Raw genomic sequence first — 26,939 nt, forward strand, 5'->3', positions numbered from 1 at the left:
CGTCGCGTTCAGCGAGCGTACAGCAGTGCGCCGGCGCGCAACGCGCGATAGGCGGTAAGTCCGGGCTTCCATGCCGCGACGATCGCGTCCGCCGGCGCGCCTGCGAGGAGCGACGTCCGCACGGCGTCGGTCCCCCAGTCGCGGTCCATGCTGGCCGCGTGCGCGATCGCAAGTTTCCCTTGCGCGCGCGCCGCGACCAGCAGTTCGACCGCCGTGCGCACGTTCGGAAAGGCGTGCGGATCGGTGACATTGATGGCGACGCCGTGGAGCGTCTTGTTCGCCCAGAACCCGCGCGCGGGGGTCCAGTCCGTCGGCTCGAACTCGACGCCGGGGATCGCGCGCGCGGCGAGCGTATCACGGAATGCGGCCGCGTCGAACCCGAACCCGCCCGCGTACTCGAACGGACGGTCGGTTCCGATCCCGTTGTTTACGCCGGCCTCGTCGATGAGGCCGGTGGCGAGATAGACCATCGTGGTGCGCGCGTAGGGGATGTTCGGTGACGTCGGGATCCAGGTGAGCCCCGTATCGCTCCACAGCATCTCGCGCGACCAGCCCTCCATCGGCACGACGTGGAGGCTGCAGCCGATGCCGAACCGCTCGTTGGCGAGCTTCGCGAATTCACCGATCGTCAGGCCGTGGCGTTCGGGGATCGGGTAGAGACCGATGAACGATTTGAACTTCGGGTCGAGCACCGGACCGTCGAGCGCGACGCCGCCGATCGGGTTCGGCCGATCGAGGACCCAGACCGATTTGCCGTACTGCGCCGCGGCTTCCATCACGTACGCGAGCGTCGAGAAATACGTGTACGGCCGCGCGCCGACGTCCTGGATGTCGAAGACGAGGACGTCGATCCCGTCGAGCATCGCCGCGGTCGGCCGCCGCGCCGCACCGTAGAGACTGTGGACGGGGAGTCCGGTCTTTTCGTCCACGGACGAGCCGACAGTCTCGCCGGCACCGACGGTCCCGCGGATTCCGTGTTCGGGACCGAAGAGCGCCTTCACGGCGATCGCGCCGTTGCGATGGACGGCGTCGATCAGCGACTCGCCGGTCGAGAGCGTGCCGGTGGGGTTGGTGACGATCCCGATCGTGCGGCCGCGCAGTGCACGCCACGCATCCCGGACGAAGACGTCGTCGCCGAGCGCGACCGCCGGACGCGCGGCGCGAGCAGGCTCGCCGAACGCCGGGGCCGTCGCGGCGGCCGTGACCGCGGCGAGGAACGCACCGCGCCGCATCAGACGAACTCCGGCAGGGCGCCGGACGGGATCAGTCCGGCGCGCGCTTCGCGCGCGAACAAGTCTTCGACCGCCGCGATCCCCTTCGTTCCGACGTCGTCGCTGAACTCGTTGACGTAGAGCCCGATGTGCGCGCGCATCACGTCGTCGTTCATCTCGAAGGCATGCGCGCGCACGTAGTCGATGATTTCGCCTTCGCGCTCGCGTGCGAACTGTAGGCTGCGGCGGATCGCGCCGTCGATCGCGCGCGCGTCGTCTTCGGCGACGTCGCGCCGCACCAGGATCGCGCCGAGCGGGATCGGGTTCCCCGTCTCGCGCTCCCACCAGTCGCCCAGGTCGAGCAGGCTGACGAGTCCCGCCTGCTGGTAGGTGAAGCGCGACTCGTGGATGATGAGCCCCGCGTCGACCTCACCGCTCGCGACGGCGTCGACGATCCGGTCGAAGCGCATCTCGACCGTCGTCGGCGTGCGGCCCAGCGCCAGACGTAGCAGCGCGAACGCCGTCGTCAGCGGGCCGGGGATCGCGAAGACCGCGTCGTCGTCGAGACCGCTCAGCGTTCGGACTGCGCCGCTCGCGCCAGGCCGCGCGATCACCAGCGGCCCGCAGCCGCGGCCCAGCGCGCCGCCCGCGCGCAGGATGCGATAGCGGTCCAGCAGATAGGGGATCGCGCCGTAACTGACCTTCGTCAGTTCGTAGCGGCCCTCACGGGCCGCGTTGTTGAGCGCCTCGACGTCGTCGAGGACGACCTCGACGTGCGGCGCGGCGTCGAGCAGCCCGTTGGTGAGGGCGGCGAAGATGTACGTGTCGTTGGGGCAGGGCGAATAGGCGAGCGAATACGTCATGTGTCCGTCTGCAGAACGTCGAGCAGGGTCGCGGTCGTTGCGGCCGCGGCGGCCGCGCCCGCGCGAAAGTTCCATTGATTCGTCGCCCGGTCGCCGACGACGTTCGAGACGCCGCGCAGTTCGATCGCCGGGACGCCGGCGTCGATCGCAGCGCGCAGCACCGCGAACCCTTCCATCGACTCGACGCCCGCGCCGTAGCGCGCGCCGAGGGCCGCCGCGCGCGCGTCGCTCGACGTGACCGTCGCCGACGTCACGCCCGTGAGAACGCGCGCACGCGCCAGGCGCGCACGCGCGGCGGCGAGCAGGACGGCATCCGCGTCCGCGGTGCGCGCGAGCGCGAGTCCGCCCGGAAGCGCGAACGCGCTGCCGTCTTCGAGACCGAGTTCGACGTAGTGCTCGACGTCGACGATCACCGCGTCGCCGACGGCGCAGCGGTCGCGAAAGCCGCCGCCGATCCCGGCGTTGACGACGGCACGATACCGCTTGCCGGCGAGCGCTCGCGCCGTCCCGGCCGCGGCCTCCACCGGGCCGACGCCGACCGCGACCACGTCGACGCCGGCGCGCGCGGGGAGCGCGGCGAGCTCCTGCGCGACGGCGCAGACGACGAGCACGTTCACCGGACGCCGATGAACTTGTGCGTCTGCAGCGAGAGCCGGAAACGCTCCGGCCGCCGCTTCGCTGCGTCGACGGCGAGCGCGACGTTGGCGGGCTTGTTGCCTTCGGGCTGCAAGAAGATGCGCGTCTGCGGCGGGAACTCGGTCACCCATTCCTCGGGGACGCGGCCGTCGACGATGAGCTTCGCTTCGTTCGCGCGGCGCGCCATCGCGGGCGCGAGCCGTTCTTTCGGCGAGACGGTCAGCCAGACGCCTTCGGGAAGTTCCGTCGCCAGCGTCCCGTTCGATTCGATGTGCACGTGCCGCCCGTCGGCGATCAGTGCGGCGATCAGCGCGGGCGTTTCGGACTGCGCGAGCGGCTCGCCGCCCGTGAGGATCACCATCTCGCAGTCGCCGCCCTCCGCGCGCACCCGCGCGACGACGTCCTCGACCGAGGCGAAGAACTTCAGCGCGTAGTCGGTGTCGCAGAAACGGCAGGAGAGATTGCAGCCGGCGAGGCGGACGAAGACCGCGGGTGTTCCGGTCCACGTCCCCTCGCCTTGGACGCTGTAGAAGATCTCAGCGAGCTGCAGCATTCCTCATCCGTCGAGCGCTAACGGGTGGCCTGACGCGCCGCGCGCAGGACCTGCACCGTCACCGGAGTGTTCGCCGGAATGGTGACGTTCTGCTTCGCGTTCTTCGCGTAGATGTAGCCGCCCGCGGCACCGAGCAGGCCTCCGGCGTTGGTGCCGAGCTTCTTGCCGATGATGTTGCCGACGATCATGCCGGCGACGGCGCCGCCGGCTTCGTTGACCGCATTCGACTTGGTGTTGACCTGCGCGCCGGTGATGCGGCCGTCGAGCGCGTACGTGTTCCCCGAACGGGTCTTGAGCGTGTCGGTGCAGACCTGCAGCTTCGCCGTGCGGCCCTGACCGGCGGCTTGGACATCGCAGACGTGCGCGTAGATCGTGGCGCCGGTGATGTTGTTGTCCTGCGAGTGCACGTCGGTGATGAGAACGCGCTGGCCCACGACCGCCGACTTGGAGTCGATGCTCTGGTTCATCGTGCCGACCAGGTTCGTCCCGGCCGAGACCTGGGCCGAGGCCGCCAGCGGCACGGCGGCGAGCGCGAACGCGGTGAGAAGGGTTGGAATGCGATTCATGATTGCGAAGATGCTCCTATCGATTAGCGAGGGGCCTACCGAGCCCTTACCCAGGCTCGCGGTGCTCCCCACCCCTGTTGAGAACGCGAGGAGCGACGGAAATCTCACCCGCCGCCGATGAGGGGGTCGCCTGAACGGAGGACGACGCAGGCGCTCCGCGTCTCCCACAGCGTGATCTGCTTGAGGCCGGGGAGATCGGGTGCGAGGTGCCGCCAGATCCACAGCGCGATGTGCTCCGCGGTCGGGTTGTCGATGAGTTCGTTGAGCGACCGGTGATCGAGCGCGTTGACAACCGATGTCTTGACGACGCGAGAGATCAGCTCGAAATCCTCGATCATCCCGGCGGCCGGCCCGTCGGAGTGGAGCGGTCCGCTCACCGCGACCTCCAGACGGTACGAGTGACCGTGCAGGCGCGCGCACTTGCCCGGGTGATGGGGGAGCACGTGCGCCGCCTCGAACGTGAACGCTTTGCGGATCTGCACGATCCGGCGTCTTCGCCGCCCGAGGGGACGTCGCCTCATCGCGTGGGAAAGGCATCGCTCGTGCGCACGAACCGTTCCCGCCTCGTCACGCAAATGCTCACCGGTCAGGTCGCCCCGCCGTCGCTGGGCTCCTCGCTCTACGAAGTCGGCGCCGACGGCGTGCCGCGCATCCTCCCCCAAGTCGGCGGGATCGCCCTCAACGTGCGGGTCGGCGACTCGGCGTTTGGCTTCGTCGCCGACCACATCGAACCGGCGGTCAGCGCGCATCATCCCGAGGAACGGGTGAACCGCGCGTTCTGCACCTTCGCCTGCGTCGGGAACGCCGCGACGGTGACGAGCGGCGAGGCGAAAGGCGCGCGCGGCGTGGTCACCGGCAAACACGGTGGCGTCGAGCACGTGATGATCGACTTCCCGCTCGACGTGCTCGAGCGGATGGAGTTCGGCGACCGCATCCGCATCCGCGCCGTCGGCGTCGGGCTCGCCTTCGACGACGCCGGCGACGTGAAGATCTTCAACTGCGATCCCGATCTGCTGGAGAAACTCGTCGACCACGACGACGACGCCCTCACCGTCGCGGTCACGACCGTCGTACCGGCGCGCGTGATGGGATCGGGTCTCGGGCGGCAGACCGTCGCGCGCGGCGACTACGACATCCAATGCTTCGATCCCGACGTCGTGGCGCAGCACGGGCTCGACAAGATCCGGCTCGGCGACATCGTGGCGATCGTCGATGCCGACAACACGTTCGGCCGCACGTTCCGCAACGGCGCGGTGACGATCGGCGTCGTCTCGCACGGCGCGTCGTTCCTCGCCGGCCACGGGCCGGGCGTCACGACGCTGATGACGTCGGCGTCCGGCAGCATCATGACGCGCATCGACGCCGCCGCGAACCTCGCGACGATCCTCGCGCTGCCCTGACCGCGTTCAGCGCACGGAGGTGCGCTTGGGCGGGGTGCGGCGCAGGTGCAGCAGGTTGGTGCGGTAGTCGAACCAGAGTTCGTCGCCGCGCAGCAGATCGGTGCCGACGATGCCGTCGATGTCGTCGGTTCCGAGATCGGCGTTCGCGACGTCGGCGATCGCGTCGCGCGTGACCAGGCCGCCGAGGTCGAAGGAGGGGATGCGCGCCGCTTCGGCGCTAGTGTAGCCGCCCATCCCCCGCAGGTGCGTCGGCGCGCCGCTGCGGTCGGGCGCAAAGTCGGCCCGTTCGGCGAACGCAGTTTCGAAGATGCTGCGGTTGGCGCCGGTGTCGATCACGACGCGGCCGCTCCCCGTGCCGACGCGCATCCGCACGGCCGGGGTCTTGTCGTCGAGGGCGACCGGGATCGTGCTCGCGTCGGCGGGCGCGCGGAAACGCTCCGGAACGATCGCCTCGACGATCTCGCGATCGAGGTTGACGTGCACGACGGCGTCGGCGAAGAAGTCGAAACCGAGCAGGCCCATCACGCGCGTACGCTCGTCGGGTCGGAACGGGATGGTCACGACGCGGCTCACGACGTTGCGCATCCGTAAGCCGCCGATCGTCATCTGCGGCACGATCGTCGTCGATTCGGGAAACGACCCCAGTGTCGAGCCGATTCGCGCACCGAGCCGTTCGAGACCCTGCTGCTCGAGGACGGCCGGATCGAGGACGATCCCCGCGGCGCCCGAGTCGAGCAAGAAATCGTACGCGCCGCGGCCGACGATGACGCGCACGATCGCCAGACCGTTCACCATCCGCACCGGGAGCCGGACCGCCGTCTGCTTCTCCGGGAACTCCAGAACGCGGCGCGAGGCGGGGATCTCGACGTCGCGCGGGTCGGGCGTCGCGTCGAGCATGCGCGTGACGAGGATCTGTTCGCGCTCGTTGCCGAGCGAGTCGACGGTGCGGACGCGCGAGGGTTCGGGGACGCCTTCGACGAGGCGGTAATCGTCGTAACTCGTCGTATAGCGCCGGCGGCGCGCGATCCACTCCTTGCGCGTGAGAAAGCCGGTGCGCTTGTCGATGTAGAGCCACACGCGGCGGCCGCCGGGCGGATTGACCTCGACCACGTAGGAGTTCGTGCCGAGCGAGTCGCCCAGTAGGCGCACGTCGCGGTCGTCGCCGGCGTCGAGAAAGGCGCGATCGCTGACCTGGTCGCGCGCGTCGTGGACGCCGGGGTAGGTAAAGACGATCCCGTTGCGGTTCTTCTCCCAGTGCACGCCGCGCACGACGCCGCGCTCGTAGGTGAGCGGCCCGAGCGTCGTGATCTCGCGGACGTCGTGGCCGAGCCGATTCAGCTTGAACGCGCCGACGGTCCCGTCTTGAAAGAGCCGCCAGTCTTCCTCGACCGTCGCCGCCCGGGAATGCTCGTGCGGATGCGCGCGGTCGTACAGGGCGCGCACGCGCGCTAGCGTCGCGCTCGACGGGATGATGCCGCCCGGTTCGTCGTCGATCGCCGCCCGCGCCGGGATGCTGACGACGACAACGAGCGCGGTGAGCAGCGCGGTCGCTGCCCGCCGCGTGCGATACGCTAGAGCGATCCCGTCGGACCCATCGCTTCGAGCCGCTCCTTCAGATCAGAGAGAAAACCGCTCGCGACCGCGCCGTCGACGACACGGTGGTCGAGCGACATGCAGACGTTCATCATCGAGCGGACCGCGATCGAATCGTCGACGCGCACGACGGGACGCTTCACCACGGCTTCCGTGGTGACGATCCCCGTCTGACCCGGGACGAGGATCGGCGCCGAGAGGATCGCACCGTTCGCGCCGGTGTTGTTCACCGTGAACGTGCCGCCGGCGAGATCGTCGGCGCCGAGCTTGTTGCGGCGGGCCTTGTCGATCAGCTCGCCCGCCGCGAGCGCGATTCCCTTGATCGACAATTGATCGGCATGGCGGATCACCGGTACGACGAGGTTGGATTCCGCTGCGATCGCGATCCCGACGTTGACGTCGCGGTGCACAGCGATCCCTTCGTCGGTGAACGACGAGTTCATCAGCGGGAACGCCGCGAGCGACTCGACGACGGCGCGGATGAAGAAGGGTAGGAGCGTGAGCTTCACGCCGTACGCGCGCTCGAACGCGTCCTTCTCGCGCGCGCGCCACCTCCACACGTTGGTGACGTCGACTTCGACCATCGTCCACGCATGCGGCGCGGTGTGCTTCGATTCGACCATTCGCTGCGCGATGATGCGCCGCGCCTGCGTGAGTGGGATCAGCTCGCCGGGCTGCGCGGTGCCGTACGTCGGTTTCGCGGACGCGGGCCTGGGAGGCGCGGCCGTCGCCGGCGCGGCGGCCGCGGTGAACTCCGGATTGTCGGCGCTGATCGTCGCCGCGACGCCGGCGCTCGGGCCGGCCTGCGCGGCGGCGAGGATGTCGTTGGCGGTGATGCGGCCGTGATCGCCCGTCCCGCGGACGTGCGCCAAATCGACGCGGTGTTCGCGCGCCAAGCGGCGCACGGCGGGCGAGGTGCGCACGCCGGCGTCACCCGGCGCTTGTCGAACGTCACCCTGAGCTTGTCGAAGGGCCGAGGCTCCGTTGCTCGCAGCCGACGGCGGAGCGTTGAACGACGCCGAGGGTACGCCCATGTTGCCGCCCGGCACCGGATCGGTCGCGCCCTGACGGTTCGCCTCGGCGGAGTGCGTCGGCGTCGCGTACGGCGCGGCAACCTGTTCCGAGGGCGAACCGCTCGCCGCCGGCGTCGACACGTCGTCTTGAGCTTGTCGAGGAGCGACGACTTCGTCGATGATGGCGATCGGCGCGCCGGTGGGAACCGTCTCGCCTTCCTTCGCGATCAGTTCGCGGATGATGCCGGTGACCGGCGCGGGGACTTCCGCGTTGACCTTGTCGGTCGACACCTCGACGAACGCTTCGTATTTTTCAACGGAGTCGCCGGGTTTCTTGAGCCACTGCGCGACGGTCCCTTCCGTGACCGTCTCGCCGAGCTGCGGCATCGTGATCGTCGTCGCCATGGCTAGAACTTCGCCAGCGAGCGCATCGCCTCGACCATCGCATCGGTGGAGATCATGAACTCTTCTTCGAGCGGCAGGGCGTAGCCCATCGCGGGGACGTCGGGGCCGCACAGGCGGCGGATCGGTGCATCGAGGTCGAACAGCGCTTCTTCGGCGACCATCGCGCTGATCTCCGCGCCGATCCCGCCGAACTTGTTGTCTTCGTGGATGATGAGCAGCTTGCGCGTTTTGCGCACGCTCTCGAGGATCGTCGTCTTGTCCATCGGCCGGATCGAACGCAGATCGATCACTTCGACCGAGACGCCTTCCCCTTCGAGCCGGTTCGCCGCGTCGAGCGCCTGATGCAGGTTGTAGCCGTACGACACCACCGAGACGTCGCGCCCGGTTTTCTTCACGTCGGCCTTGCCGATCGGGATCGTGTAGTAGCCGCACGGGACCTCGCCCTTGACGCTGCGGTACGTCTTCTTGTGTTCGAGGAAGAGCACCGGATCGGGGCACTCGATCGCCGCGTTCAGCAGACCCTTGATGTCGGCCGGCGTCGACGGCGCCAGAATCGTCAGTCCCGGCACGTGATAGAAAAGCGCCTCGATCGAGACCGAGTGCGAAAGCGCGCCGCGGACGCCGCCGCCGTATGGGGTGCGGATCACCAGCGGGCACGTGTAGTCGCCGTTGGAGCGGTAGCGCGTCTTCGCCGCTTCGCCGACGATCTGGTTGAACGCCGGATAGATGAAGTCGGCGAACTGGATCTCGGCGATCGGCCGCAGCCCTTCCATCGCCATCCCGATCGCGACGCCGACGATCGAGGCTTCGGCGAGCGGCGTGTCGATGATGCGCTCGGGTCCGAACTCCTCGAAAAACCCTTTGGTGATGAGGAAGACGTTGCCGCGCGATCCGACGTCCTCGCCCATGATGAGCACGCGCTCGTCGCGCGCGAGCGCGTCGTGCAGGGTCGTGCGCACGGCTTCGACGTTGGTCATGACCGACGTGCCGGTCTGCTGTTCGGTGGCGGTCATGCGGGGGCTACTCCTGCCACGGGCGATAGTCGCCCGCGACGACGTTCGTGTAGAGGGTATCGGGGGCCGGATACGGCTGGGCTTCGGCGGCGTCCGTTGCTTCGTTCGTCTCGCGCAGCACGTCGTTGCGCAGTTTCTTCGCGGCGGCCGCGTCGATGATCCCCGCGGCGATCAGGCGTTCTTCGAAGCGCGGGACGGGATCGTGCTTGCGCTGTTCTTCGACTTGATGGCGGTCGCGGTAAGTGCGGTCGTCGTCGTCCGTCGAGTGCGAGAGGAAGCGGTAGCACTTCGCCTCGACGATCGACGGGCCGCCGCCGGAGCGCGCGCGTTCCATCGCCGCGTGCACGGCGCGATAGGTCGCGACCGGATCGGTGCCGTCGCAGACGGTCCCGGGGATCCCGTAGCCCGCGGCCTTGTCGGCGACGTTTGCGACGCGCATCTGCATCGTCTGCGGCGTCGAGATCGCCCACTGGTTGTTCTCGACCAGGAACACGATCGGGAGGGTGTGGACCGACGCGTAGTTGACCGCCTCGTGCCACTCGCCTTGCGAGGTCGCGCCTTCGCCGGTCGGGCACAGCACCGCGCGCCCGCTCTCCTTGCGATAGCGGAAGGCCGCCGCGATCCCGGTCGCATGGGTGCAATGGCCGGCGATGATCGACGAGATCGACGCGACGCCGAGTTCGTGGTTCGTGTAGTGGTTGGGGAACTGGCGGCCGCCGTTGCGATCCGTCTGCCGCGCGAACAGCGAGGAGAGGATCTCGAACGGCGACATCCCGACGCCCAGCGCCAGACCGAGATCGCGGTAGTAGGGCACCAGGACGTCGCGTCCGCGCCGGAAGGCCATCGCCGCGCCCGACTGCACCGCTTCATGTCCCTCGGAGCCCAGCGCGAAGGGGATCTTGCCCTGGCGGTTGAGCTGGAAGCCGCGGTTGTCGAGCTGCCGCTGGAGCAGCATGTTGCGAAGGATCGCGGTGAGCTGCTCGTCGGACAGGCCGGCGCGCTCGAGTTCCGGACCGCGCGCGGTCGTGGTTTTCGCCATCGATTCGACCCCTGAAACGAGGAAGTGAGAACCGCGGATACTCGCGCGCGGAGCGCCGCGACTCCTGCGCCGCGCCGTTCGCACCGTCCCCGGGGACCCACAGGGCAACCGTGCGGGGAGTCCAAGGTTCCGGCATGTCGAGTGATCGTATGACCAGCCCGGGCGACGCGGCGCGCCGTGACAGCGTCGGCGCGGGGCTGCGCCGGTCTGCGCTGCGGCGCGCCTCCGCGGTCGCGCTGCGCTTCGGCGATCGTACGTGGACGTACGCGGCGTTCGATCGCGCGGCGGATCGCATCGCGCGCGCCTTCGTCGCGGCGGGGCTGCGTCCGGGCGACCGCGTCGCGGCGTACGGCCGCAACTCGGACGCGTACCTGCTGACGTGGTTCGGTGCGACGCGCGCGGGGCTCATCCACGTGCCGGTCAACTATGCGCTCCGTCCCGACGAACTCGGCTACATCGTGCGCCAGTCAGGCGCGTCGGCGCTCATCGCCGACGTCGCGCTGATGCCGAGCGTAAATGCCTGCACGGATGCCGCGCGGCTGGCGCTGCGCGGCACGTTCGCGGCCGGCGAGGGCGCGTTCGACGTCCTCGCCTTCGCGCAGGAGACGGCCGGCGACGACGCGCCGATCGATCTGGCGAACGGCGAAGGGATCGCGCAGATCCTCTACACCTCCGGGACGACCGCGGACCCGAAGGGCGCGGTGATGACGCACGCGGCGTTCGCCGCGCACTACGCGAGCTGCATCGCCAGCGCCGACATGTTCGCGCACGACCGGTCGCTCGACGCGCTGCCGCTCTATCACTCCGCGCAGATGCACGTCTTCATGAACCCGCATCTCCAGCTCGGCGCCGAGTCGGTGCTGATCGAAGCGCCCGAGCCGGCGCTGGTGCTGCGGCTGATCGAAGAGCACCGCATCACGTCGTTCTTCGCGCCGCCGACGGTGTGGATCGCGCTGCTGCGCCACGACGACTTCGACCGCCGCGACCTGCGCAGCCTCGAGCGCACCTATTACGGCGCCTCGATCATGCCGGTCCCGGTGCTCGAAGAACTGCGCCGCCGGCTTCCCGGCGCGCACGCCTACAATCTCTACGGGCAAAGCGAGATCGGGCCGCTCGCGACGGTGCTGCGGCCTGAGGAGCACGACGCGCGGCCAGCGTCGTGCGGACGGCCGGTGCTCAACGTCGAGACGCGGGTGGTCGACGAGGCGATGAACGACGTCGCGCCCGGGGGCGCGGGCGAGATCGTGCACCGTTCGCCGCAGCTGCTGCTGCGCTACTGGGACAAGCCCGAGGAGACGGCCGAGGCGTTTCGCGGCGACTGGTTTCATTCCGGCGACGTGGCGATTCGCGACGACGACGGCTATCTGTTCGTCGTCGACCGCACCAAGGACATCATCAACACCGGGGGCGTGACCGTCTCGAGCCGTGAAGTCGAGGAGGCGCTGTTCACGCATCCGAGCGTGTACGAGGTCGCGGTGATCGCCCTCCCCGACCCGCGTTGGGTCGAGGCGGTCACCGCGGTCGTCGCCGTACGGCCCGGGGCAGCGGTGAGCGAAGACGAGCTGATCGCGCACGCGCGCGGTACGCTCGCGCCGTTCAAAGTCCCTAAGCGCGTGCACTTCGTCGACGCGCTCCCGCGCAACACCGCCGGCAAACTCCTCAAACGCGACCTCCGCGCAAAATACGCGTCACCCCTGATCCCGTCATCCCGAGGGTGACTAGGCGGTTACGACGGCGGCGGCGCGTTCGAGCCCGAGCGTGCGGATCGATTCCTCGCGCATCTTGTATTTCTGCACCTTGCCGCTCACCGTCATCGGCCAGCCGTCGACGAACATCACGTAGCGCGGGATCTTGTAGTGCGCGATCTGCCCGCGGCAGAACTCGCGGATCTCGTCGGCGGTCGCGTTTGCGCCGTCGTTGAGCACCACCCACGCGCACAGCTCTTCGCCGTACTTTTCGTCGGGGACGCCGACGACTTGCACGTCCTTGATCGCCTGATGCGTGTAGAGAAATTCCTCGATCTCGCGCGGGTAGATGTTCTCGCCGCCGCGGATCACCATGTCCTTGATGCGCCCGCTGATGTTGACGTAGCCGTCGTCGTCCATCGTCGCGATGTCGCCGGTGTGCATGTAGCGCGCGCTGTCGATCGCGCCGGCGGTCGCCTCGGGGTTTTCCCAGTAGCCGAGCATCACGCTGTAGCCGCGGGTGCAGAGCTCGCCGGGCGTGTTGCGCGGGACGATCTCGCCCTCCGCGTCGACGATCTTCACCTCGATGTGCGGGTGGACGCGGCCCACGGTGCCGGTGCGCTTCTCGACCGGATCGTCGGTGAGCGTCTGCGTCGAGACCGGCGACGTTTCGGTCATCCCGTAGCAGATCGTCACCTCGGGCATGTGCATCTCGTTCTGCACGCGCTTCATCACTTCGACCGGGCACGGCGAGCCGGCCATGATCCCGGTGCGCAGCGTCGAGAGGTCGTACGACGCGAAGTTCGGCAGCGCGAGTTCGGCGATGAACATCGTCGGGACGCCGTAGAGCGAGGTGCATCGTTCCGCCTGCACGGCTTCGAGCGTGAGCGCCGGGTCGAAGGTCCAGTTCGGGATCACGATCGTGGCGCCGTGCGTCGTGATCGCGAGGTTGCCGAGCACCATCCCGAAGCAGTGATAGAACGGCACGGGGACGCAGACGCGGTCGGCGTCGGTGTAGCGGCAGCCCTCGCCGATGAAGAAGCCGTTGTTGAGGATGTTGTGGTGCGAGAGCGTCGCGCCTTTGGGGAAGCCGGTCGTCCCCGAGGTGTACTGGATGTTGATCGCCTCGTCGAACTGACAGCGCGCTTTGCGCGCGGCGAGCGTCGCATCGTCGCATTCGGCGGCGCGCGCGAGGTAGGCGTCCCACTCGCGCTCGCCGTCACCGGGCGGCTCGTCGCCGACGATCACCACCTCGCGCAGCAGCGGCAGCGCGCCGCGCACCTCCCGCACCATCGTCAGATACTCGCTGGTCTTGTAGCGGTCGAGGACGATGAGTGTCGAGACGCCGCTCTGCTGCAAGGCGTACTCGACTTCGTGCAGGCGGTAGGCTGGGTTGACGTTGACGAGCACCGCGCCGCACTTCGACGTACCGTATTGCGCGAGCACCCATTCCAGCGAGTTCGGCGACCAGATCCCGACCCGTTCACCGTGCTGCACGCCCGAGGCGATCAGCGCCTTGGCGAGTCGGTCGGTCTCCGCCGCAAACTCCCGATAGGAGAGGCGGCGGTTCTGATGGACGGCGACGACGGCATCGCGATCGGGGAACCGCGCCGCGATGCGGTCGAGGTTGTCGCCGATCGTCTCGCCCAGCAGCGGGACGGAACTCGCACCGTGAGCGTAGCTCGGCAGCGGCATTGGCGCGTTCTCCTTGGAGCGGCGGTGTGTGCGAACGATCCGACGCTCGCAGGCGATATTCCTCACCCCGCGCGAAAGTGATGCCATGACGACGCTCGCCATCCCCACCGACACGCTGATCTCGGTGCGGCGCCGGCTGCACGCGCAGCCCGAGCTCTCGATGGTCGAGCACGCGACGGCCGCGTTCGTGGCCGAGCAGCTCGGGGCGCTCGGGCTCGACGAGGTGCGCACCGGAATCGGCGAAACGGGGGTGCTGGGGACGCTGCAGGGCGGCAAACCGGGTCCGGTGACGCTGCTGCGCGCCGACATGGACGCGCTCCCGATCGCCGAGCTCAACGACGTGCCCTATCGCTCGCAGCATCCCGGCGTGATGCACGCGTGCGGTCACGACGGTCACGTCGCGATCCTCCTTGCGGCGGCGGCGACGCTCGCGGCGCGCCGCGCCGAGGTGCCGGGGACGCTGGTGTTCTGCTTCCAGCCGGGTGAAGAAGGCCACGCGGGCGCGCAGAAGATGATCGACGACGGTGCGCTCGAGAACCCGCACGTCGACCGCACCTTCGCGCTGCACCTGTTCAGCGGGCTCGACGTCGGGAAGATCGGCGTGCGCGACGGCGCGTTCTTCGCCTCCGCCGACGAGTTCGATCTCACGATCCGCGGAAAAGGGGGGCACGGCGCGATGCCGCAGCTCGCGGTCGATCCGATCGCGGCGGGCGCGTATCTGATCACCGCCCTGCAGACGATCGTCAGCCGCGAGGTGGCGCCGAAGGACCCGGCGGTGATCACGGTCGGCCAATTCGTCAGCGGGACGACGTTCAACGTGATCCCGGATCAGGCGACGATGAAGGGGACGGTGCGCGCGTTCGACGCCGAGGTGCGCCGCTCGATGCCGCAGCGGATGGAGCGGATCCTCAAGGGGCTCGCCGAGGCGATGCGCTTCGAGTACGAGTTCGCCTATCACTGGTCGTATCCGCCGACCGTCAACGCGCGCGCGATGAACGACGTGGTGCGCGAGGTGGGGCGCGCGGAGCTCGGCGCCGGCGACGTCGTCGAACACGACATCGTGATGTGGGCGGAGGACATGTCGTTCATGCAGGAGCTGCGTCCCGGCGCATATTTCGTGGTCGGCGCGCGCGGCGGCGAGTCGACGTCGTTCCCGCACCACAACGCCCGCTTCGACATCGACGAGCGCGCCCTCGACGTCGGCTACCGCATGATGGTCGCACTCGGCCTGCGCGGCTGAGCGCGATGTCGCGCTCTCCGTGACCGGGTGATCTCAGCCACTTCTCAGGCGGCTCTCATCCGGCGCTCAAACTTTTCTCAGTTCTCGGGCGTACATTCGGGAGACCGACGATCTCTGCCGAGGAGTGTTTTTCGTGTATGCACCCCAGCCGCTGGCCGTTCCCCGCCCGGTATCGCTTCGGCTGATCGGCGTGCTCGATGACGATCTCGTGCGTTCGTTCGCGGCGCTGGAGCGCGGGATGTCGGGCTTCGCGGGCGCGACGGTGATCGTCGACGTGCGCGATCTGCAGATCCGCGACGAGGCGGAGATGGACGCGCTGGCCGGTGCGATCTGCGCGGCCCGTGCACAAGGACGCGACGTTCGGCTCGATGCCCGGACGGTGCCGTGGCGCCGCGTGCTCAAGAAGAATCTCTCCGCCCAGCCGCCGGTCGATTCGGCACTTCGTTCCGACGTGCGCCGCACCGCGATCATCGCGCACAGTGCGCAGCCAAGCAAGCGCATCCGCAAGTAAACCGCAGGGGCTCACGCTTCGCCGTTTGTCGAATGACAGCGGCGCCGTTCTGGCCTATCGTAGGGACTTCCCATGCGCTTCGAAGAGCATGACGCCTGCGGGGTCGGATTTCTCGCCGACCTCGGCAGTCGCGCCTCCCATCAGATCGTCTCCCTCGCGCTGACCGCGGTCGGAGCGATGGAACACCGCGGTGCGCGCGCCGCGGACGGCCGCACCGGCGACGGTGCCGGCATTCTCCTCGAGACGCCGCGCGCGCTGTTCCTGCGCGAGCTCGCGCTCGCGCACGTGCGCGTCCCCGAGCGTCACCTTGCCGCCGTGTGCGTGTTCTTGCCGCGCGACGAAGACGGCGCCGCCGCAATGCGGGCCCGCGTCGAGCAGGCCGTCCGCGGCGAGCAGGTCGCACCGATGCGCTGGCGCGTCCCGGAGGTCGATCCCTCGGTTCTGGGGACGCAGTCGGCGGCGTCGGCGCCGTCGTACGAGCAGCTGCTGGTCGACATGGGGCCGGGGAACGCGCACGAGCGGATGCGCGCCGTCCGCCGTGCGGTGATCCGCGCGCTGCGCGAGGAGAACGATCGCGCGACGCTGGTGAGCGCGTCCCCGTCGACGGTGGTCTACAAAGGTCTGCTTTCGTCGAGCGAACTCGGCGCGTACTTCGCCGACCTGCGCGATCCCGCGTGCGCATCGCGCTTCGCGGTCTTTCATCAGCGCTTCAGCACGAACACCGCGCCGAGCTGGCGGCTCGTGCAGCCGTTCGGCGCGATCGCGCACAACGGCGAGATCGACACGATCACCGGTAATCGCGCCTGGATGCGCGCGCGCGGGATCGTCTCGCCGCGCGGCGCCTCCGACTCGCTCGAGTTCGACGTCGCGCTCGACGCGATGGTCGGCGCCGGCTACCGCGTCGACGAGGCGGTCGACATCATGCTCTCGCCGGCGATCGACGACGACGACCGTCTGCGCGCGTACTACGACGCGCACGTTCCGACCGTGGAGCCGTGGGACGGACCGGCGGCGATCGTGTTCGCCGAAGGCGATCGCGTCGGGGCGGCGCTCGACCGCAGCGGGTTCCGCCCGCTGCGCTGGTGCCGCACCGCGTCAGGCAAGATCCTCGCCGCGTCGGAAGCCGGGATCGTCGACTTCGGCGACGATCCGATCGTCGAGCGCGGCCGGCTCGGCCCCGGCGAACGCATCGTCGTCCGCTTCGCGACGGGCGAACTGATCCGCCCCGAGACGTTCCGCGCGTTCCGGCGCGACGGGTCCGACTTCCGCGCGACGGTCGCTTCGTGGCGGTTCGATCCGCCGGCCGACACCGCGCCGCGCGACGTCGAAGCCGGCGAACTGCGTCGCGATCTCGTGCGCTTCGGCTACACGCAGGACGAGCTCAAGCAGGTCGTCTCGCCGCTCGCCGCCGGCGCCGAGCCGGTCTCGTCGATGGGCGACGACGCGGCCCTGCCGTTCTTCGAACGGCGGATGCCGGTCACCGAATACCTGCGTCAGCGCTTCGCGCAGGTGACGAACCCGCCGATCGACGCGCTGCGCGAAGGCTTTGTGTTCGACGTGCGCGCGTGGGTCGGCAGCGGCGCGACCAACGGCGACGTCCCCGCACCCGGGAGCATCGTCAACGTCGACACCGCCCTGCTCGAAGAGGGCGCGTTCGACGCGCTCGCCTACGACACGCGGCTGGTCACGGAGCGCTTCGCGCTCGACTGCGCCGGGACGTCGCTGCGCGCGCGCATCACGGCGATCGCCGACGAAGCCGAGCGCAAAGTCCGCGAAGGCGCGACCTATCTCGTCCTCGACGACCGCGGTGCCGCGCTTCCCGTCCCGGCGATCCTCGCCGCGGGCGCCGTCCACCAGCGGCTCACCGACGCGGGTCTGCGCCTGCAGGCGTCGATCGCCGCCTGCGACGGGTTCGCGCGCGACGCGCACGCCTGCGCGGCGTTGATCGCGTCCGGTGCCAACATCGTCACGCCGTGGCTCGCCGCGCGCGCCGCGATCGCCGAAACGGGGAGCGCGACGCCGTATCTCGACGCACTGCGCACCGGGCTGGTGAAGATCCTCGCGAAGCTCGGCATCTGCACGCTGCGTTCGTACGTCGGCGCGCAGACGTTCGAAGCGCTCGGGCTCGCGCGCGAGGTCGTCACCGCGTGCTTCCCGGGGATGGCGGCGCACGTCCCGACCCTCGGCTTCGACGAGTTGGAAGAAGACCTGCGCTCGTGGAGCGCGCTCGCCGCCGAGGGCGCTGAGCCGCCGCAGCGCGGGATGTTCCGTTTCCGGCGCGACGGCGTGCGCCACGCGTTCGACCCGCCGCTGCTCAAGGGACTGCGGAAAACGATCGTCGCGCGCGACGAGGCGGCCTTTCTCAAGCTCTCCGACGATCTGGAAGCGCGCGAAGCGATCAATTTGCGCGACCTCATCGAGCCGGTCGCGATCGGCGATCCGCTCGCGCTCGATCAAGTCGAGCCCGAGAGCGCGATCCTGGCGCGCTTCGTCACCGCGGCGATGTCGCTCGGGGCACTCGGACCCGAGGCGCACGAAGCCGTCGCGCTCGGCGCGAAAATCGCCGGCGCGCGCAGCAACGGCGGCGAAGGCGGCGAGGATCCCGCCCGCACTCTCAACGCGATCAAGCAAGTTGCGTCGGCGCGCTTCGGCGTGTCGGCCGAATACCTGGCGACCGCGGAAGAGCTCGAGATCAAGATCGCGCAGGGCGCGAAGCCCGGCGAGGGCGGGCAGATTCCGGGCTTCAAGGTGACCGCCGAGATCGCGTGGCTGCGCGGCGCGGCCCCCGGCCAGTCGCTGGTCTCGCCGCCGCCGCACCACGACATCTACTCGATCGAAGATCTCGCGCAGCTGATCTACGACCTGCGCCGCGCGAACGCCAAGGCGAAGATCGCCGTGAAGCTGGTGGCGCAGTCCGGGATCGGCTACGTCGCAAGCGGCGTCGCGAAAGCGCGCGCCGACGTCGTGCACATCGCCGGCCACGACGGAGGCACCGGCGCCTCACCGCTGGGTTCGATCAAGCACGCCGGCCTGCCGTGGGAACTGGGTCTGGTCGAGACGCACCACACGCTGGTCGCCAACGGCCTGCGCGGTCGCGTGCGGCTGCGCGTCGACGGCGGGTTCAAGTCCGGCCGCGACGTGATCGTCGCGTCGATGCTCGGCGCCGACATGTTCGGCTTCGGCAGCGCCCTGCTCGTCGCGCTGGGCTGCATCTACGCGCGCCAGTGCCATCAGAACACGTGTCCGGTCGGCATCGCGACCCAGGACGCCGCGCTGCGCAAGAAATTCCCCGGCACCGCCGAGGATGCCGAGACGTTTCTGCGCTTCGTCGCCCGCGACGTGCGGCGGCGCCTCGCGGCGCTTGGGGCGCGCTCCCTCGACGAGATCCAAGGCCGCAGCGATCTCGTGCGTCCGCGCTACGAGCGCGCGAAGGGGATCGAACTCGACGAAGTGCTGCGCCTCCCCGAGACGCGCGCACCGTACGACTCGGCGCGCATCGACAACGCGCACCTCGACGACGAGGCGATCCCCGGCGGAACGCAGCGCATCACGCCGGCCGACCGCGCCGTCGGCGCACGCCTGGCCTACGACGCGGTCGTGCGCAAAGCGCGCGGCGAGTACGTGGGGCCGGCGACGTACCGCTACGCGGGAAGCGCGGGACAAAGTTTCGGCGCGTTCCTCGCGGCACCGCTGACGCTCGAGCTCGACGGCGAAGCGAACGACGGTGCCGGCAAGGGGATGAGCTCGGGCGTGCTGGTCGTCCGCGGTGCCGGGAATCCGGGCGAGCCCGCGATCGGCAACGCGTGCTTCTACGGCGCGCGCGGCGGCGACGCGTACATCCGCGGCAGCGCGGGCGAACGGCTCGCGGTGCGCAACAGCGGCGCGACGATCGTCGTCGAAGGCGCGGGCGACCACGCCTGCGAGTACATGACGAAGGGGACCGTCGTGATCCTCGGCGCGACCGGACGCAACCTGGCGAGCGGGATGACCGGCGGCGAGCTCTACGTCCTGCGCGATCACGCGCAGCGGCTCGGCCCGACGCCGCTCGTTCCTCACGACCTCGACGACGCGGGCCGCGCCTCGCTGCGCGTCCTGCTTGCGGAACACGCGTTGCGCACCTGCTCGGCACGCGCGCGCGAACTGCTCGCCGGCGACCTCGACGGTTTCGTCCGGATCGCGGTCGCGGTCGCGACGCCGGCGGCGTACGCGACCGCGCCGTAAGGCTAGCAGCCCCGTGAAAAAATCGGCGCTTGGTTCGCGAACTGCCCGTTCAGCACGGTTTTCGGGAGGTCGGCGGACCCCTCGAAGCCCGTTGCCGAGCGGTTCATCTCGAAAACGCCCCTCGGGTCAGCATCACTTCGCATCATGTCGCGGCCCTCAGATTGCGTATCCTGATCAAGTTGTACGCCGCGGCCGTCCAGCGCACAATGTCGCCGACCAGATCAAGCCCGCGGAAATGCACCTTGCGCAATCGGCCGATCGTCTTGCCCCACCCGAAGCTCTCCTCGATCAACTTGCGCCTGCGTTGACTAACCGTGTAGCCCGGATGGCGGATGGTTCGGCGGTCGATCGCGCTGCGGCGACGGGTCGTATTTTGAGCAACGTGCGGCGTCACGTTGAGCGCTCGCAACGCCTCGACAAAGTCTTTGGTATCGTACGCCTTGTCGGCACCGAGCGTGATTCGGTTGCTTCCGCTGACCCCGCGAATCAATTCCAGCGCTGCTTCGCGTTCGGCGATCCCGGTCGCGCGAGTGGTCTTCACGCCGACGATCAAGCCGTTGCGATTCTCCATCAGAGCATGTCCGAGATAGCCGAGAATCGCCGGCGCGCCGCTGCTCTTGCGGTACAACCGCGCGTCCGGATCGGTACTCGAGACGTGCGTCTCGTTGCTGCGCGGCCGGCCACGAAAGTTCACGCCCTCGTTGCGACCGCCGCTCGAGGTCGGCGGTTCGTCGTCCGACTTGGGCCGAAAGCTCTTGTGGCTGGCCCACGCCTCGATTAGCGTCCCATCGACGGTGAAATGCTCGTTCGAGAGCAGTTCGTCGGCACGCGCCCGCTCGACCACGGCGGCGAAGAACCGCTCGGAGATTTCGCCATTCAAGAACCGATCGCGGTTCTTGCTGAACGTCGAGGGGTCCCAGATCTTGTCGTCCATGCTCAAGCCCACGAACCAACGAAAGAGCAAATTGTAACGCAACTGCTCCAGCAGCATCGGCTCGCTGCGGATCGAGTAGAACATTTGCAACAGCAAGGCTCGCAGCAGCTTCTCCGGCGCGATCGATGGCCGGCCCCGTCGGGAGTAGAGCTTGGAAAACTCCGGCGAGAGTTCGCGCAGAATTTCGTTGACCATCACGCGCATCGGGCGCAACGGATGATCGCCGGGCACGGTGTCTTCCGGCTGCAACGTCGTCCAAACGGATGCACGCTGCTCATCATGAGTCCGCATCGGCCGCAACCTCACCAAGGTATGAGGAGACTTGCTCTTATAATACGCGAAAAACGCCGTCACGCCAACATCAACTCGGCCGATTTTTCATCGGCCTGCTAGGACTCTCCGGGCGGCTTGGGTTTGGCGGAGTTGACGGCGCTCAGCGTCGCGTCAGCCGCCTTCTTCGCTTGATCGGCGAAGGTCGCCAGGTGCTGCGAGGCGGCGGAGGTCCCCGCCTCGAGCACGGTCTTGCCGGTCGCGATGAACGTCCCGGCGTGCTCGAGCGCGGCGTTGTACTGTTCCTGCGCCGTGGCGGTGACGTGCGGCGCCTGCTCGACGAGCGTTTTCTGCAGTTCCTGCGCCTGCTTTACGCCCTGCGCGACGAGCGGCTGCGCCTGCTCGTAGCTCTTTTGCATCGCTTCGGCCGCGATTTGCTGCAGGGCCTTGGCCTGATCCAGCGCTTTGTTGAGAAAGTCCATGCGGTGACTACCTTTCCTCGGGACGATCGGAACCGTGCACGGTGAGAACCCAGCGCAGGGCGCGCGCGTACTGGTCGAGCTCGCGCACGGTGCGGCGCAGCCAGCGGAACGCCGGATCGGCGCGCTCCTCCGTACCCGATGCGGTCTCGAGCTGTTTCACGTAGACGACGATCGCCGCGAGCTGCGTCTCCACCGTCTCCCAGCGCTCGTTCAACGTCGCCGCCGACGCGTCCGGCAGCAGGTCGAGCAGCGGCGGCGCCGGGCGCCGGTCGAATCGCATCGCGAACTCGAGCCGGGCCAGCGCGTAGTCCGACGAGCCGCGGATGAACGACGCCAGCAGGTTCACCAGACGCGGATTCATGCCGCCGCACCGAGTACGGTCGTAGGACGCGCCCCGCTGCGTGCGATAAACTGAGGAATCGTGGCTGATCGTCGATACGTCATCGTCGGGAACGGCTTTGCCGGGACCACCTGCGCGGAGCAGTTGCGCAAACTCGACCCTGCGTGCTCGATCATCCTCTTCGCCGACGAGCCCTACTGCCTCTACAACCGGATCGCGCTTCCGCCGATGCTGCGCAAACAGGTGACGGAGCAGAAGGTCATCATGCGCGACCTGGCGTGGCACGAGAAGCACGGGATCGACCTGCGCCTTGGGACCCGCGTCGACGCCGTCGACACCGCCGGCAAGACGGTCACCGCGAACGGTTCGGCCTACCCCTACGACGCGCTGCTGCTCGCGACCGGCGGCCGGCCCAATCCGGCGGCGTCCCCGGGCGCGGCGGGCGCGCACAACGTGTACAACTTTCAATATCTCGACGAGACCAAAGCGATCTCCGAAGCGCTCGAGACGGCGAAGGTCGGCGTCTCGGTCGGCGGCTCGTTCATCGCCTACGAACTCGCCGAAGCATTCGTCTCGCGCGGGGTGGAGACGCACTGGCTCATCCGCGGGCCGCGGTTTCTGCGGCGCATGCTCGACGAAGCCGCGGGCGAGCTGCTCCACGACGCGGCGCGCACCGACGGCGTGCACCTGCACTTCGGCGAGGAAGTGCGCGAGATGGTGCGCAGCAACGGCGCGGTCTCGAAGGTCGTCACGACCAGCGGGACGACGATCGACACCGATCTGGTGGGGATCGGCCTCGGGCTGACGATCAACCTCGAGCTCTGCGAGGGGACGGAGATCCGCACGCGCACCGGGATCGTTACCGACGAGCATCTCGAGACCGACGTGAAGGGCGTGTTCGCCGCCGGCGACTGCGCCGAGTTCTACGATCCGATCGCCGAACAGCATTACCGGATGGGGACCTGGAACAGCGCCGGCGCGCACGGGAAGCTCGCGGCGCACAACATGGCCGCCGCCGCCAACGGCGCGGAGCGGAAAGTCTTCGACACGGTCCCCGAGTACTCGTCGCTCGTCTTCAGCGGCCAGACGATCACGCAGTTCGGGCTCTCGCCCGAGTATCGCGACGACATCGAAACCGAGATGCACGTCGACCGCGACCGGGGCTGGTACCGCGCGCTCTATTTCCTCGAGGACCGCTTCGTCGGCGCCGTGCTGATCGGCAAAGGCAACCGCGCCGGCAAACGCCGCTACCTCGACGCGATCAAAACGAAGGCGCGCTTCCCGAAAGCCGACCGCAAAGCGCTGCTGGACTGGACGGCCGACTGAACGCCCGGTCCCCCGCTGCGTTCAGCTCCGCGTCATCCGCACGGCGTAGCGTGAGAGCATGAATCGTTCGTTCCTCGCCGCCGTCGCGTTGACGGCGGCCATCACCCCCCTCGCCGCATCTGCCGCAAGCACGTCGACCGTTCCGCCCGCTCTCGCCGCGAAGGCGAAGATCTCACTCGCCCAAGCGCGTAGGCTCGCGCTCGCGACCGTCCGCGGCACGATTGCCGGGGAAGAACTCGAGCGCGAGGCCGGTGGTCTGCGCTACACCTTCGACATCACCACGCCGCGGGGGCAGCATGAGGTCGGCGTCGATGCAATCACCGCACGCATCATCGAGAACGTCGTCGAGAAACCCGCTACCGAAAAAGTCGAGCGAAAGTAGCCCGGCTGAGTTTGTACGGCAAGCAGTCCCGATGGCTCAGCGTGACAGGGTCGCCGGCTCGGGGAGCGGGTAGCGGGTGCGCAGGGCACTGTGATCGCGTTCGCCGTCGCCGCGGGCGATGAGTTCGTCGAAGTCGCTGCGCACGAGTTTCGCGGCGGCGAGGTCGAGACCGAGCGCGTCGCCGGCTTCGGCGGCGATGTTCATGTCCTTGCGGTGCAGCTTCGCCTTGAAACCGGGGTTGAACGCGCGGTCGATCATGCGCTGGCCGTGCACTTCGAGGATCTTGCTCTGCGCGAAGCCGCCGAGGAGCGCGGCGCGCACCTTCGCCGGATCGACGCCGGAGTTCTCGGCGAGCGCGAGCGCCTCGGCGACCGCTTCGATCGTCACGCCGACGACGATCTGGTTGCAGGCTTTCGTCACCTGACCGGCGCCGCTCGGGCCGACGTGGACGATGTTCTTGCCGAGCGTGTCGAAGATCGGCTTCGCGCGTTCAAACGCCGCGTCGCTGCCGCCGATCATGATCGAGAGCGCCGCGTTGATCGCGCCCTGCTCGCCGCCGCTGACCGGCGCGTCGAGCGCGTCGACGCCCTTCGCCGTCATCGCCTCGGCGACGCGTCGCGCGGTCTGCGGCGCGATCGTGCTCATGTCGATGTAGAGCGAACCGCTCGCGATCCCGCTCGCGACACCGTGTTCGCCGAGGACGACCGCTTCGACGTCGGGCGAGTCGGGCAGCATCGTGATGACGACGCCGCTCTTCGCCGCGACGTCCTGCGGCGTCGTCCCCGCCTGCGCGCCGTCGGCGACGAGTTCGTCGACCGGCCCGCGCGAACGGTTGAGGACGATCACCGGGTAGCCGGCGCGCAGCAGATTCCGCGCCATCGGCTTGCCCATGATCCCCAGGCCGATGAATCCGACGGTAGACTTCTCGCTCAAGACACGACCTCGTGCGCGCGCAGCGCATGCATCCAAGTGAAGGTGTCGGAGGTGGCGCGCGAGGGCTTGTATTCGAGCCCCACCCATCCGCCGTACCCGAGCTCGTCGAGCACGGGGAGGATCCGTTCGTACGCGAGTTCGCCGGTCCCCGGTTCGTTGCGGCCGGGACTGTCGGCGATCTGCACGTGGCCGATCCGCGCGATCTGCGCGCGCAGCGTCGCGATGATGTTCCCCTCGACGCGCTGCGCGTGGTAGATGTCGTATTGCAGGGCCACGTTCGGTACTGCGGCTTCGTCGATCAGCGCCAGCCCCTCAGCCGACGTCCCGATCAGAAAACCGGGCGTCTCGATCCGGTTGAGCGGTTCGACGACCAACTGCACGCCGTGTTCGGCCAGCGTCGTCGCGGCATAGCGGACGTTGTCGACCAGCGTCGCATGCGCCGCCGCCGGATCGACCCCGGGAATCGCTTTACCGACCAGACAGTTGACCCGCGAGCATCCGAGATCGCGCGCCGCCGTCGCGGCCGCCGCGACGCCGCGCTTGAACTCGTCGACCCGCGAAGGGTCGGAGGCGAAACCGCGCTCGCCCGCCGCGAAGTCGCCCATCGGCAGGTTGATGAGCACTTGCTCGATCCGGTGCGCGCGCAGGCGGCGCGTCAGGTCGGCGATATCGCTCTCGTAGGGCGACATGTACTCGACGCCGGTGAAGCCGTCGGCGGCCGCCGCGTCGATCCGGTCCGGCAGCGCGTGCTCTTGATACAGGAACGACAGGTTGGCCGAGAAGCGCGGCATCAGTACACCTCGTTGATCGCTGCGATCGACGTCCCCATCGCGGCGTTCTCTTTGTGTTCGGTGAGGATCTCGACGAGGACGGGGACGCTCTTCGCGTTCGACGTCTCGCGCGCCCATGCCAGCGCGGCGGCGATCTCGTCGGGATTGCGCACCCGGACCCCGGCGGCGCCCATCGACTCCATCGCCTTGACGTGATCCATCCCGTACCCGTCCTCTCCGTAGGAGATCGAGACTTCGTAGTCGTCGTTGAACCCGAACGACTTGCGCTCGGCCTGGCGGATGAGTCCGAGGTGCGCGTTGTTGAGCATCACCAGGACGAACGGAATGCGGTACTGCACCGCGACCGCGATCTCTTCCATCAAGAACTCGAACGAGTAGTCGCCGACGACGCCGACAACTTCTCGGTCCGGGAACGCGAGCTTGATCCCGGTGCAGGCGCTGATCTCCCAGCCCAGCGGGCCCGCCTGTCCGCAGCAGAAGTAGCGTCGCGCCTTGTGCACGGTCTGGAACTGACCGCTCCAGATCTGATACAAGCCGATCGCGGTGACGAACGTCGTGTCGTCACCGTAGAACGCGTTGAGCTCGCCGAACACGCGCGGCCCCTTGACGGGAACGTCGGCGAAATCGGTGCGGCGGACCAGCGTCCGGCGGGCGTCGCCGATGCGCTGCGTCCAGGCCTCGCGCCGCACGCCGTTCGGATACGCGCGCTTCGCTTCGGCGAGCATCGCCTGCAAGGTGAGCTTCGCGTCGGCGACGATCGCGAGGTCCGGTTCGAAGATGCGCCCGATCTGCGTCGCTTCCACGTCGACGTGGATGAAGCGGCGGTTGCCGCGATACGTCGCCAGATCGCCGGTGTGACGGCTCGCGAAGCGCGCGCCGATCGCGCACACGACGTCGCTCTCGAGGAAGAGCGCGTTCGCGTGCGGCTGCGAGGTTTGAATCCCGACGGTCCCGATGTGCAGCGGGTGATCTTCGTCGATCGCGCCTTTGCCCATGTAGGTCGGCGAGACGGCGCACTGCAGATGTTCGGCGAGCGCGACGAGTTCGTCCCACGCCTCGGCGATGATCACGCCGCCGCCGGGCATCAGGACGGGACGGTCGGCGTTGGCGAGCCACTCGACGGCGCGGCGGATCTTCGCCTCGGTCGGCGGCGCCTTGAAGACCGGGAGCGGCTCGTCATCGGTAGGATCGTAGGAGACGAGCTGCTGCTGCACGTCCTGCGGCAGGTCGATGTGCACCGGGCCGGGTCGGCCTTCGCGCGCGATGCGGAACGCTTCGCGGAAGACCCACGGGATCTGCGCCGCTTCTTTGCAGATGAACGAACGCTTCACCACCGGCTTGACGATCTCGCAGATGTCGACGGCCTGGAAGCCTTCGCGATGGAGCTGGCCGACGGGGACCTGTCCCGTGATCGTGATGATGGGGATCGAGTCGGCCATCGCGGTGTAGAGCCCGGTCACGAAGTTGGTGCCGCCCGGACCCGAGGTCGCGATCGCGATGCCGACCTTCCCGGTCGCGCGGGCGTAGCCGTCGGCGGCATGGGTGGCCCCCTCTTCGTGCCGGGTGACGATGTGGCGGATCGTCGACCCGCGTAGGGCGTCGTAAAGGGGCAGAATCGAGGCCCCCGGGATCCCGAACACGAGGTCGACCCCCTCGCTCTCCATCACGCGCACGGCGGCGGCGGCGGCGGTCATCGTCCGGGGCGGGGCGGAAGGCGTGGCGAGCATCGGGCGGGCTCCTTCGCGGTTAGTTTGGGATACGGTATCCCGTAAATCGAACCTTAGCGCACCGACGGCCATCCTGTCAATGGGATACGGGATACAAACTTGACGCCGCC

Annotated in this window: 24 protein-coding genes; 7 read left to right on the forward strand and 17 right to left on the reverse strand. The window is 68.7% G+C overall.

Annotated elements, in window-relative coordinates; all coding sequences use genetic code 11:
- Nucleotides 1–8: 8 nt before the first annotated feature.
- The 6 genes from WPS_RS04690 to queD all read right to left on the reverse strand — a co-directional run bounded on the left by WPS_RS04690 (nt 9) and on the right by queD (nt 4,311).
- Nucleotides 9–1,232: an exo-beta-N-acetylmuramidase NamZ family protein gene (locus WPS_RS04690; RefSeq protein ID WP_317996694.1), complete on the reverse strand. Its 1,224-nt coding sequence runs from the start codon at nt 1,230–1,232 to the stop codon at nt 9–11.
- Entirely contained in the window at nt 1,232–2,074 is an 843-nt protein-coding gene (locus tag WPS_RS04695; RefSeq protein WP_317996695.1) for a 1,4-dihydroxy-6-naphtoate synthase, read from the reverse strand. The genes WPS_RS04690 and WPS_RS04695 overlap by 1 nt, the downstream gene beginning before the upstream one ends.
- Nucleotides 2,071–2,691, reverse strand: coding sequence for a futalosine hydrolase (gene mqnB / locus WPS_RS04700; RefSeq protein ID WP_317996696.1), 621 nt, complete (start codon nt 2,689–2,691; stop codon nt 2,071–2,073). Before mqnB ends, WPS_RS04695 begins: the two co-directional genes overlap by 4 nt.
- Nucleotides 2,688–3,263: a 7-carboxy-7-deazaguanine synthase QueE gene (locus WPS_RS04705; RefSeq protein WP_317996697.1), complete on the reverse strand. Its 576-nt coding sequence runs from the start codon at nt 3,261–3,263 to the stop codon at nt 2,688–2,690. Before WPS_RS04705 ends, mqnB begins: the two co-directional genes overlap by 4 nt.
- A 17-nt stretch (nt 3,264–3,280) precedes the next feature.
- Nucleotides 3,281–3,829 (reverse strand): hypothetical protein, encoded by a 549-nt coding sequence (locus WPS_RS04710; protein ID WP_317996698.1) that lies wholly within the window; start codon nt 3,827–3,829, stop codon nt 3,281–3,283.
- 104 nt (nt 3,830–3,933) lie between these two features.
- On the reverse strand, nt 3,934–4,311 hold the full coding sequence (queD, locus tag WPS_RS04715; protein WP_317996699.1) for a 6-carboxytetrahydropterin synthase QueD: 378 nt from the start codon (nt 4,309–4,311) through the stop codon (nt 3,934–3,936).
- A gap of 60 nt (nt 4,312–4,371) precedes the next feature.
- On the opposite strand from queD, the gene WPS_RS04720 reads away from it, so the two are divergent.
- Nucleotides 4,372–5,229 carry a DUF4438 domain-containing protein gene (locus WPS_RS04720; protein ID WP_317996700.1) on the forward strand — a complete coding sequence of 286 codons (858 nt, stop codon included), beginning with the start codon at nt 4,372–4,374 and terminating at the stop codon, nt 5,227–5,229.
- A 6-nt stretch (nt 5,230–5,235) separates the two neighbouring features.
- On the opposite strand, the gene WPS_RS04725 is transcribed toward WPS_RS04720, so the two are convergent.
- The 4 genes from WPS_RS04725 to WPS_RS04740 form a co-directional block, all read right to left on the reverse strand.
- Nucleotides 5,236–6,672, reverse strand: a complete 1,437-nt coding sequence (locus WPS_RS04725; protein WP_317996701.1) for an aspartyl protease family protein — start codon at nt 6,670–6,672, stop codon at nt 5,236–5,238.
- A 128-nt stretch (nt 6,673–6,800) separates the two neighbouring features.
- Entirely contained in the window at nt 6,801–8,240 is a 1,440-nt protein-coding gene (locus WPS_RS04730) for a dihydrolipoamide acetyltransferase family protein (protein WP_317996702.1), read from the reverse strand.
- A 2-nt stretch (nt 8,241–8,242) separates the two neighbouring features.
- Complete coding sequence (locus tag WPS_RS04735) at nt 8,243–9,253, reverse strand: alpha-ketoacid dehydrogenase subunit beta (RefSeq protein ID WP_317996703.1); 1,011 nt, start codon at nt 9,251–9,253, stop codon at nt 8,243–8,245.
- A 7-nt stretch (nt 9,254–9,260) separates the two neighbouring features.
- A complete protein-coding gene (locus tag WPS_RS04740; protein WP_317996704.1) occupies nt 9,261–10,292 on the reverse strand; it encodes a thiamine pyrophosphate-dependent dehydrogenase E1 component subunit alpha in 1,032 nt (343 codons plus the stop codon).
- Between the two features lie 134 nt (nt 10,293–10,426).
- Here WPS_RS04740 and WPS_RS04745 point away from each other — a divergent pair, with 134 nt between their 5' ends.
- Complete coding sequence (locus tag WPS_RS04745; RefSeq protein ID WP_317996705.1) at nt 10,427–12,010, forward strand: fatty acyl-CoA synthetase; 1,584 nt, start codon at nt 10,427–10,429, stop codon at nt 12,008–12,010.
- Here the strand turns inward: WPS_RS04745 and WPS_RS04750 are convergent, their stop codons facing one another.
- Nucleotides 12,011–13,672 carry an AMP-binding protein gene (locus WPS_RS04750; RefSeq protein ID WP_317996706.1) on the reverse strand — a complete coding sequence of 554 codons (1,662 nt, stop codon included), beginning with the start codon at nt 13,670–13,672 and terminating at the stop codon, nt 12,011–12,013.
- 85 nt (nt 13,673–13,757) lie between these two features.
- Between WPS_RS04750 and WPS_RS04755 the strand changes: the two genes are divergently transcribed.
- The 3 genes from WPS_RS04755 to gltB all read left to right on the forward strand — a co-directional run bounded on the left by WPS_RS04755 (nt 13,758) and on the right by gltB (nt 19,644).
- Complete coding sequence (locus WPS_RS04755) at nt 13,758–14,912, forward strand: M20 metallopeptidase family protein (protein ID WP_317996707.1); 1,155 nt, start codon at nt 13,758–13,760, stop codon at nt 14,910–14,912.
- A gap of 190 nt (nt 14,913–15,102) precedes the next feature.
- Nucleotides 15,103–15,423, forward strand: a complete 321-nt coding sequence (locus WPS_RS04760) for a hypothetical protein (protein WP_317996708.1) — start codon at nt 15,103–15,105, stop codon at nt 15,421–15,423.
- 72 nt (nt 15,424–15,495) lie between these two features.
- Nucleotides 15,496–19,644, forward strand: a complete 4,149-nt coding sequence (gene gltB / locus WPS_RS04765; RefSeq protein WP_317996709.1) for a glutamate synthase large subunit — start codon at nt 15,496–15,498, stop codon at nt 19,642–19,644.
- Between the two features lie 142 nt (nt 19,645–19,786).
- Here gltB and WPS_RS04770 read toward each other — a convergent pair whose 3' ends face one another.
- The 3 genes from WPS_RS04770 to WPS_RS04780 all read right to left on the reverse strand — a co-directional run bounded on the left by WPS_RS04770 (nt 19,787) and on the right by WPS_RS04780 (nt 21,691).
- A complete protein-coding gene (locus tag WPS_RS04770; protein WP_317996710.1) occupies nt 19,787–20,869 on the reverse strand; it encodes an IS5 family transposase in 1,083 nt (360 codons plus the stop codon).
- A 98-nt stretch (nt 20,870–20,967) separates the two neighbouring features.
- Nucleotides 20,968–21,330: a hypothetical protein gene (locus WPS_RS04775; RefSeq protein ID WP_317996711.1), complete on the reverse strand. Its 363-nt coding sequence runs from the start codon at nt 21,328–21,330 to the stop codon at nt 20,968–20,970.
- A 7-nt stretch (nt 21,331–21,337) separates the two neighbouring features.
- Nucleotides 21,338–21,691 carry a hypothetical protein gene (locus tag WPS_RS04780; protein WP_317996712.1) on the reverse strand — a complete coding sequence of 118 codons (354 nt, stop codon included), beginning with the start codon at nt 21,689–21,691 and terminating at the stop codon, nt 21,338–21,340.
- Between the two features lie 60 nt (nt 21,692–21,751).
- Between WPS_RS04780 and WPS_RS04785 the strand changes: the two genes are divergently transcribed.
- A complete protein-coding gene (locus WPS_RS04785) occupies nt 21,752–22,996 on the forward strand; it encodes an NAD(P)/FAD-dependent oxidoreductase (RefSeq protein ID WP_317996713.1) in 1,245 nt (414 codons plus the stop codon).
- A gap of 88 nt (nt 22,997–23,084) precedes the next feature.
- Nucleotides 23,085–23,378, forward strand: a complete 294-nt coding sequence (locus WPS_RS04790) for a PepSY domain-containing protein (RefSeq protein ID WP_317996714.1) — start codon at nt 23,085–23,087, stop codon at nt 23,376–23,378.
- A gap of 36 nt (nt 23,379–23,414) precedes the next feature.
- Here the strand turns inward: WPS_RS04790 and WPS_RS04795 are convergent, their stop codons facing one another.
- From WPS_RS04795 to WPS_RS04805, 3 genes are read right to left on the reverse strand one after another with little or no spacing between them, the layout of a single operon-like run.
- On the reverse strand, nt 23,415–24,311 hold the full coding sequence (locus WPS_RS04795) for a 2-hydroxy-3-oxopropionate reductase (RefSeq protein WP_317996715.1): 897 nt from the start codon (nt 24,309–24,311) through the stop codon (nt 23,415–23,417).
- Nucleotides 24,308–25,102: a hydroxypyruvate isomerase family protein gene (locus WPS_RS04800; protein WP_317996716.1), complete on the reverse strand. Its 795-nt coding sequence runs from the start codon at nt 25,100–25,102 to the stop codon at nt 24,308–24,310. Before WPS_RS04800 ends, WPS_RS04795 begins: the two co-directional genes overlap by 4 nt.
- Nucleotides 25,102–26,829: a thiamine pyrophosphate-binding protein gene (locus WPS_RS04805; RefSeq protein ID WP_317996717.1), complete on the reverse strand. Its 1,728-nt coding sequence runs from the start codon at nt 26,827–26,829 to the stop codon at nt 25,102–25,104. Before WPS_RS04805 ends, WPS_RS04800 begins: the two co-directional genes overlap by 1 nt.
- Nucleotides 26,830–26,939 lie beyond the last annotated feature (110 nt).

Origin of the sequence: Vulcanimicrobium alpinum (assembly GCF_027923555.1) — a bacterium.
In the GTDB taxonomy this organism is placed as follows: Bacteria; Vulcanimicrobiota; Vulcanimicrobiia; order Vulcanimicrobiales; family Vulcanimicrobiaceae; genus Vulcanimicrobium; species Vulcanimicrobium alpinum.

Bases quoted from the DNA above. Each gene is read 5' to 3' on its own strand.
- WPS_RS04690 (WP_317996694.1), bottom strand. From the start codon at position 1,232: ATGCGGCGCGGTGCGTTCCTCGCCGCGGTCACGGCCGCCGCGACGGCC.
- WPS_RS04695 (WP_317996695.1), bottom strand. From the start codon at position 2,074: ATGACGTATTCGCTCGCCTATTCGCCCTGCCCCAACGACACGTACATC.
- WPS_RS04705 (WP_317996697.1), bottom strand. From the start codon at position 3,263: ATGCTGCAGCTCGCTGAGATCTTCTACAGCGTCCAAGGCGAGGGGACG.
- WPS_RS04710 (WP_317996698.1), bottom strand. From the start codon at position 3,829: ATGAATCGCATTCCAACCCTTCTCACCGCGTTCGCGCTCGCCGCCGTG.
- WPS_RS04730 (WP_317996702.1), bottom strand. From the start codon at position 8,240: ATGGCGACGACGATCACGATGCCGCAGCTCGGCGAGACGGTCACGGAA.
- WPS_RS04735 (WP_317996703.1), bottom strand. From the start codon at position 9,253: ATGACCGCCACCGAACAGCAGACCGGCACGTCGGTCATGACCAACGTC.
- WPS_RS04740 (WP_317996704.1), bottom strand. From the start codon at position 10,292: ATGGCGAAAACCACGACCGCGCGCGGTCCGGAACTCGAGCGCGCCGGC.
- WPS_RS04745 (WP_317996705.1), top strand. From the start codon at position 10,427: ATGTCGAGTGATCGTATGACCAGCCCGGGCGACGCGGCGCGCCGTGAC.
- WPS_RS04750 (WP_317996706.1), bottom strand. From the start codon at position 13,672: ATGCCGCTGCCGAGCTACGCTCACGGTGCGAGTTCCGTCCCGCTGCTG.
- WPS_RS04755 (WP_317996707.1), top strand. From the start codon at position 13,758: ATGACGACGCTCGCCATCCCCACCGACACGCTGATCTCGGTGCGGCGC.
- gltB (WP_317996709.1), top strand. From the start codon at position 15,496: ATGCGCTTCGAAGAGCATGACGCCTGCGGGGTCGGATTTCTCGCCGAC.
- WPS_RS04770 (WP_317996710.1), bottom strand. From the start codon at position 20,869: ATGCGGACTCATGATGAGCAGCGTGCATCCGTTTGGACGACGTTGCAG.
- WPS_RS04775 (WP_317996711.1), bottom strand. From the start codon at position 21,330: ATGGACTTTCTCAACAAAGCGCTGGATCAGGCCAAGGCCCTGCAGCAA.
- WPS_RS04780 (WP_317996712.1), bottom strand. From the start codon at position 21,691: ATGAATCCGCGTCTGGTGAACCTGCTGGCGTCGTTCATCCGCGGCTCG.
- WPS_RS04800 (WP_317996716.1), bottom strand. From the start codon at position 25,102: ATGCCGCGCTTCTCGGCCAACCTGTCGTTCCTGTATCAAGAGCACGCG.
- WPS_RS04805 (WP_317996717.1), bottom strand. From the start codon at position 26,829: ATGCTCGCCACGCCTTCCGCCCCGCCCCGGACGATGACCGCCGCCGCC.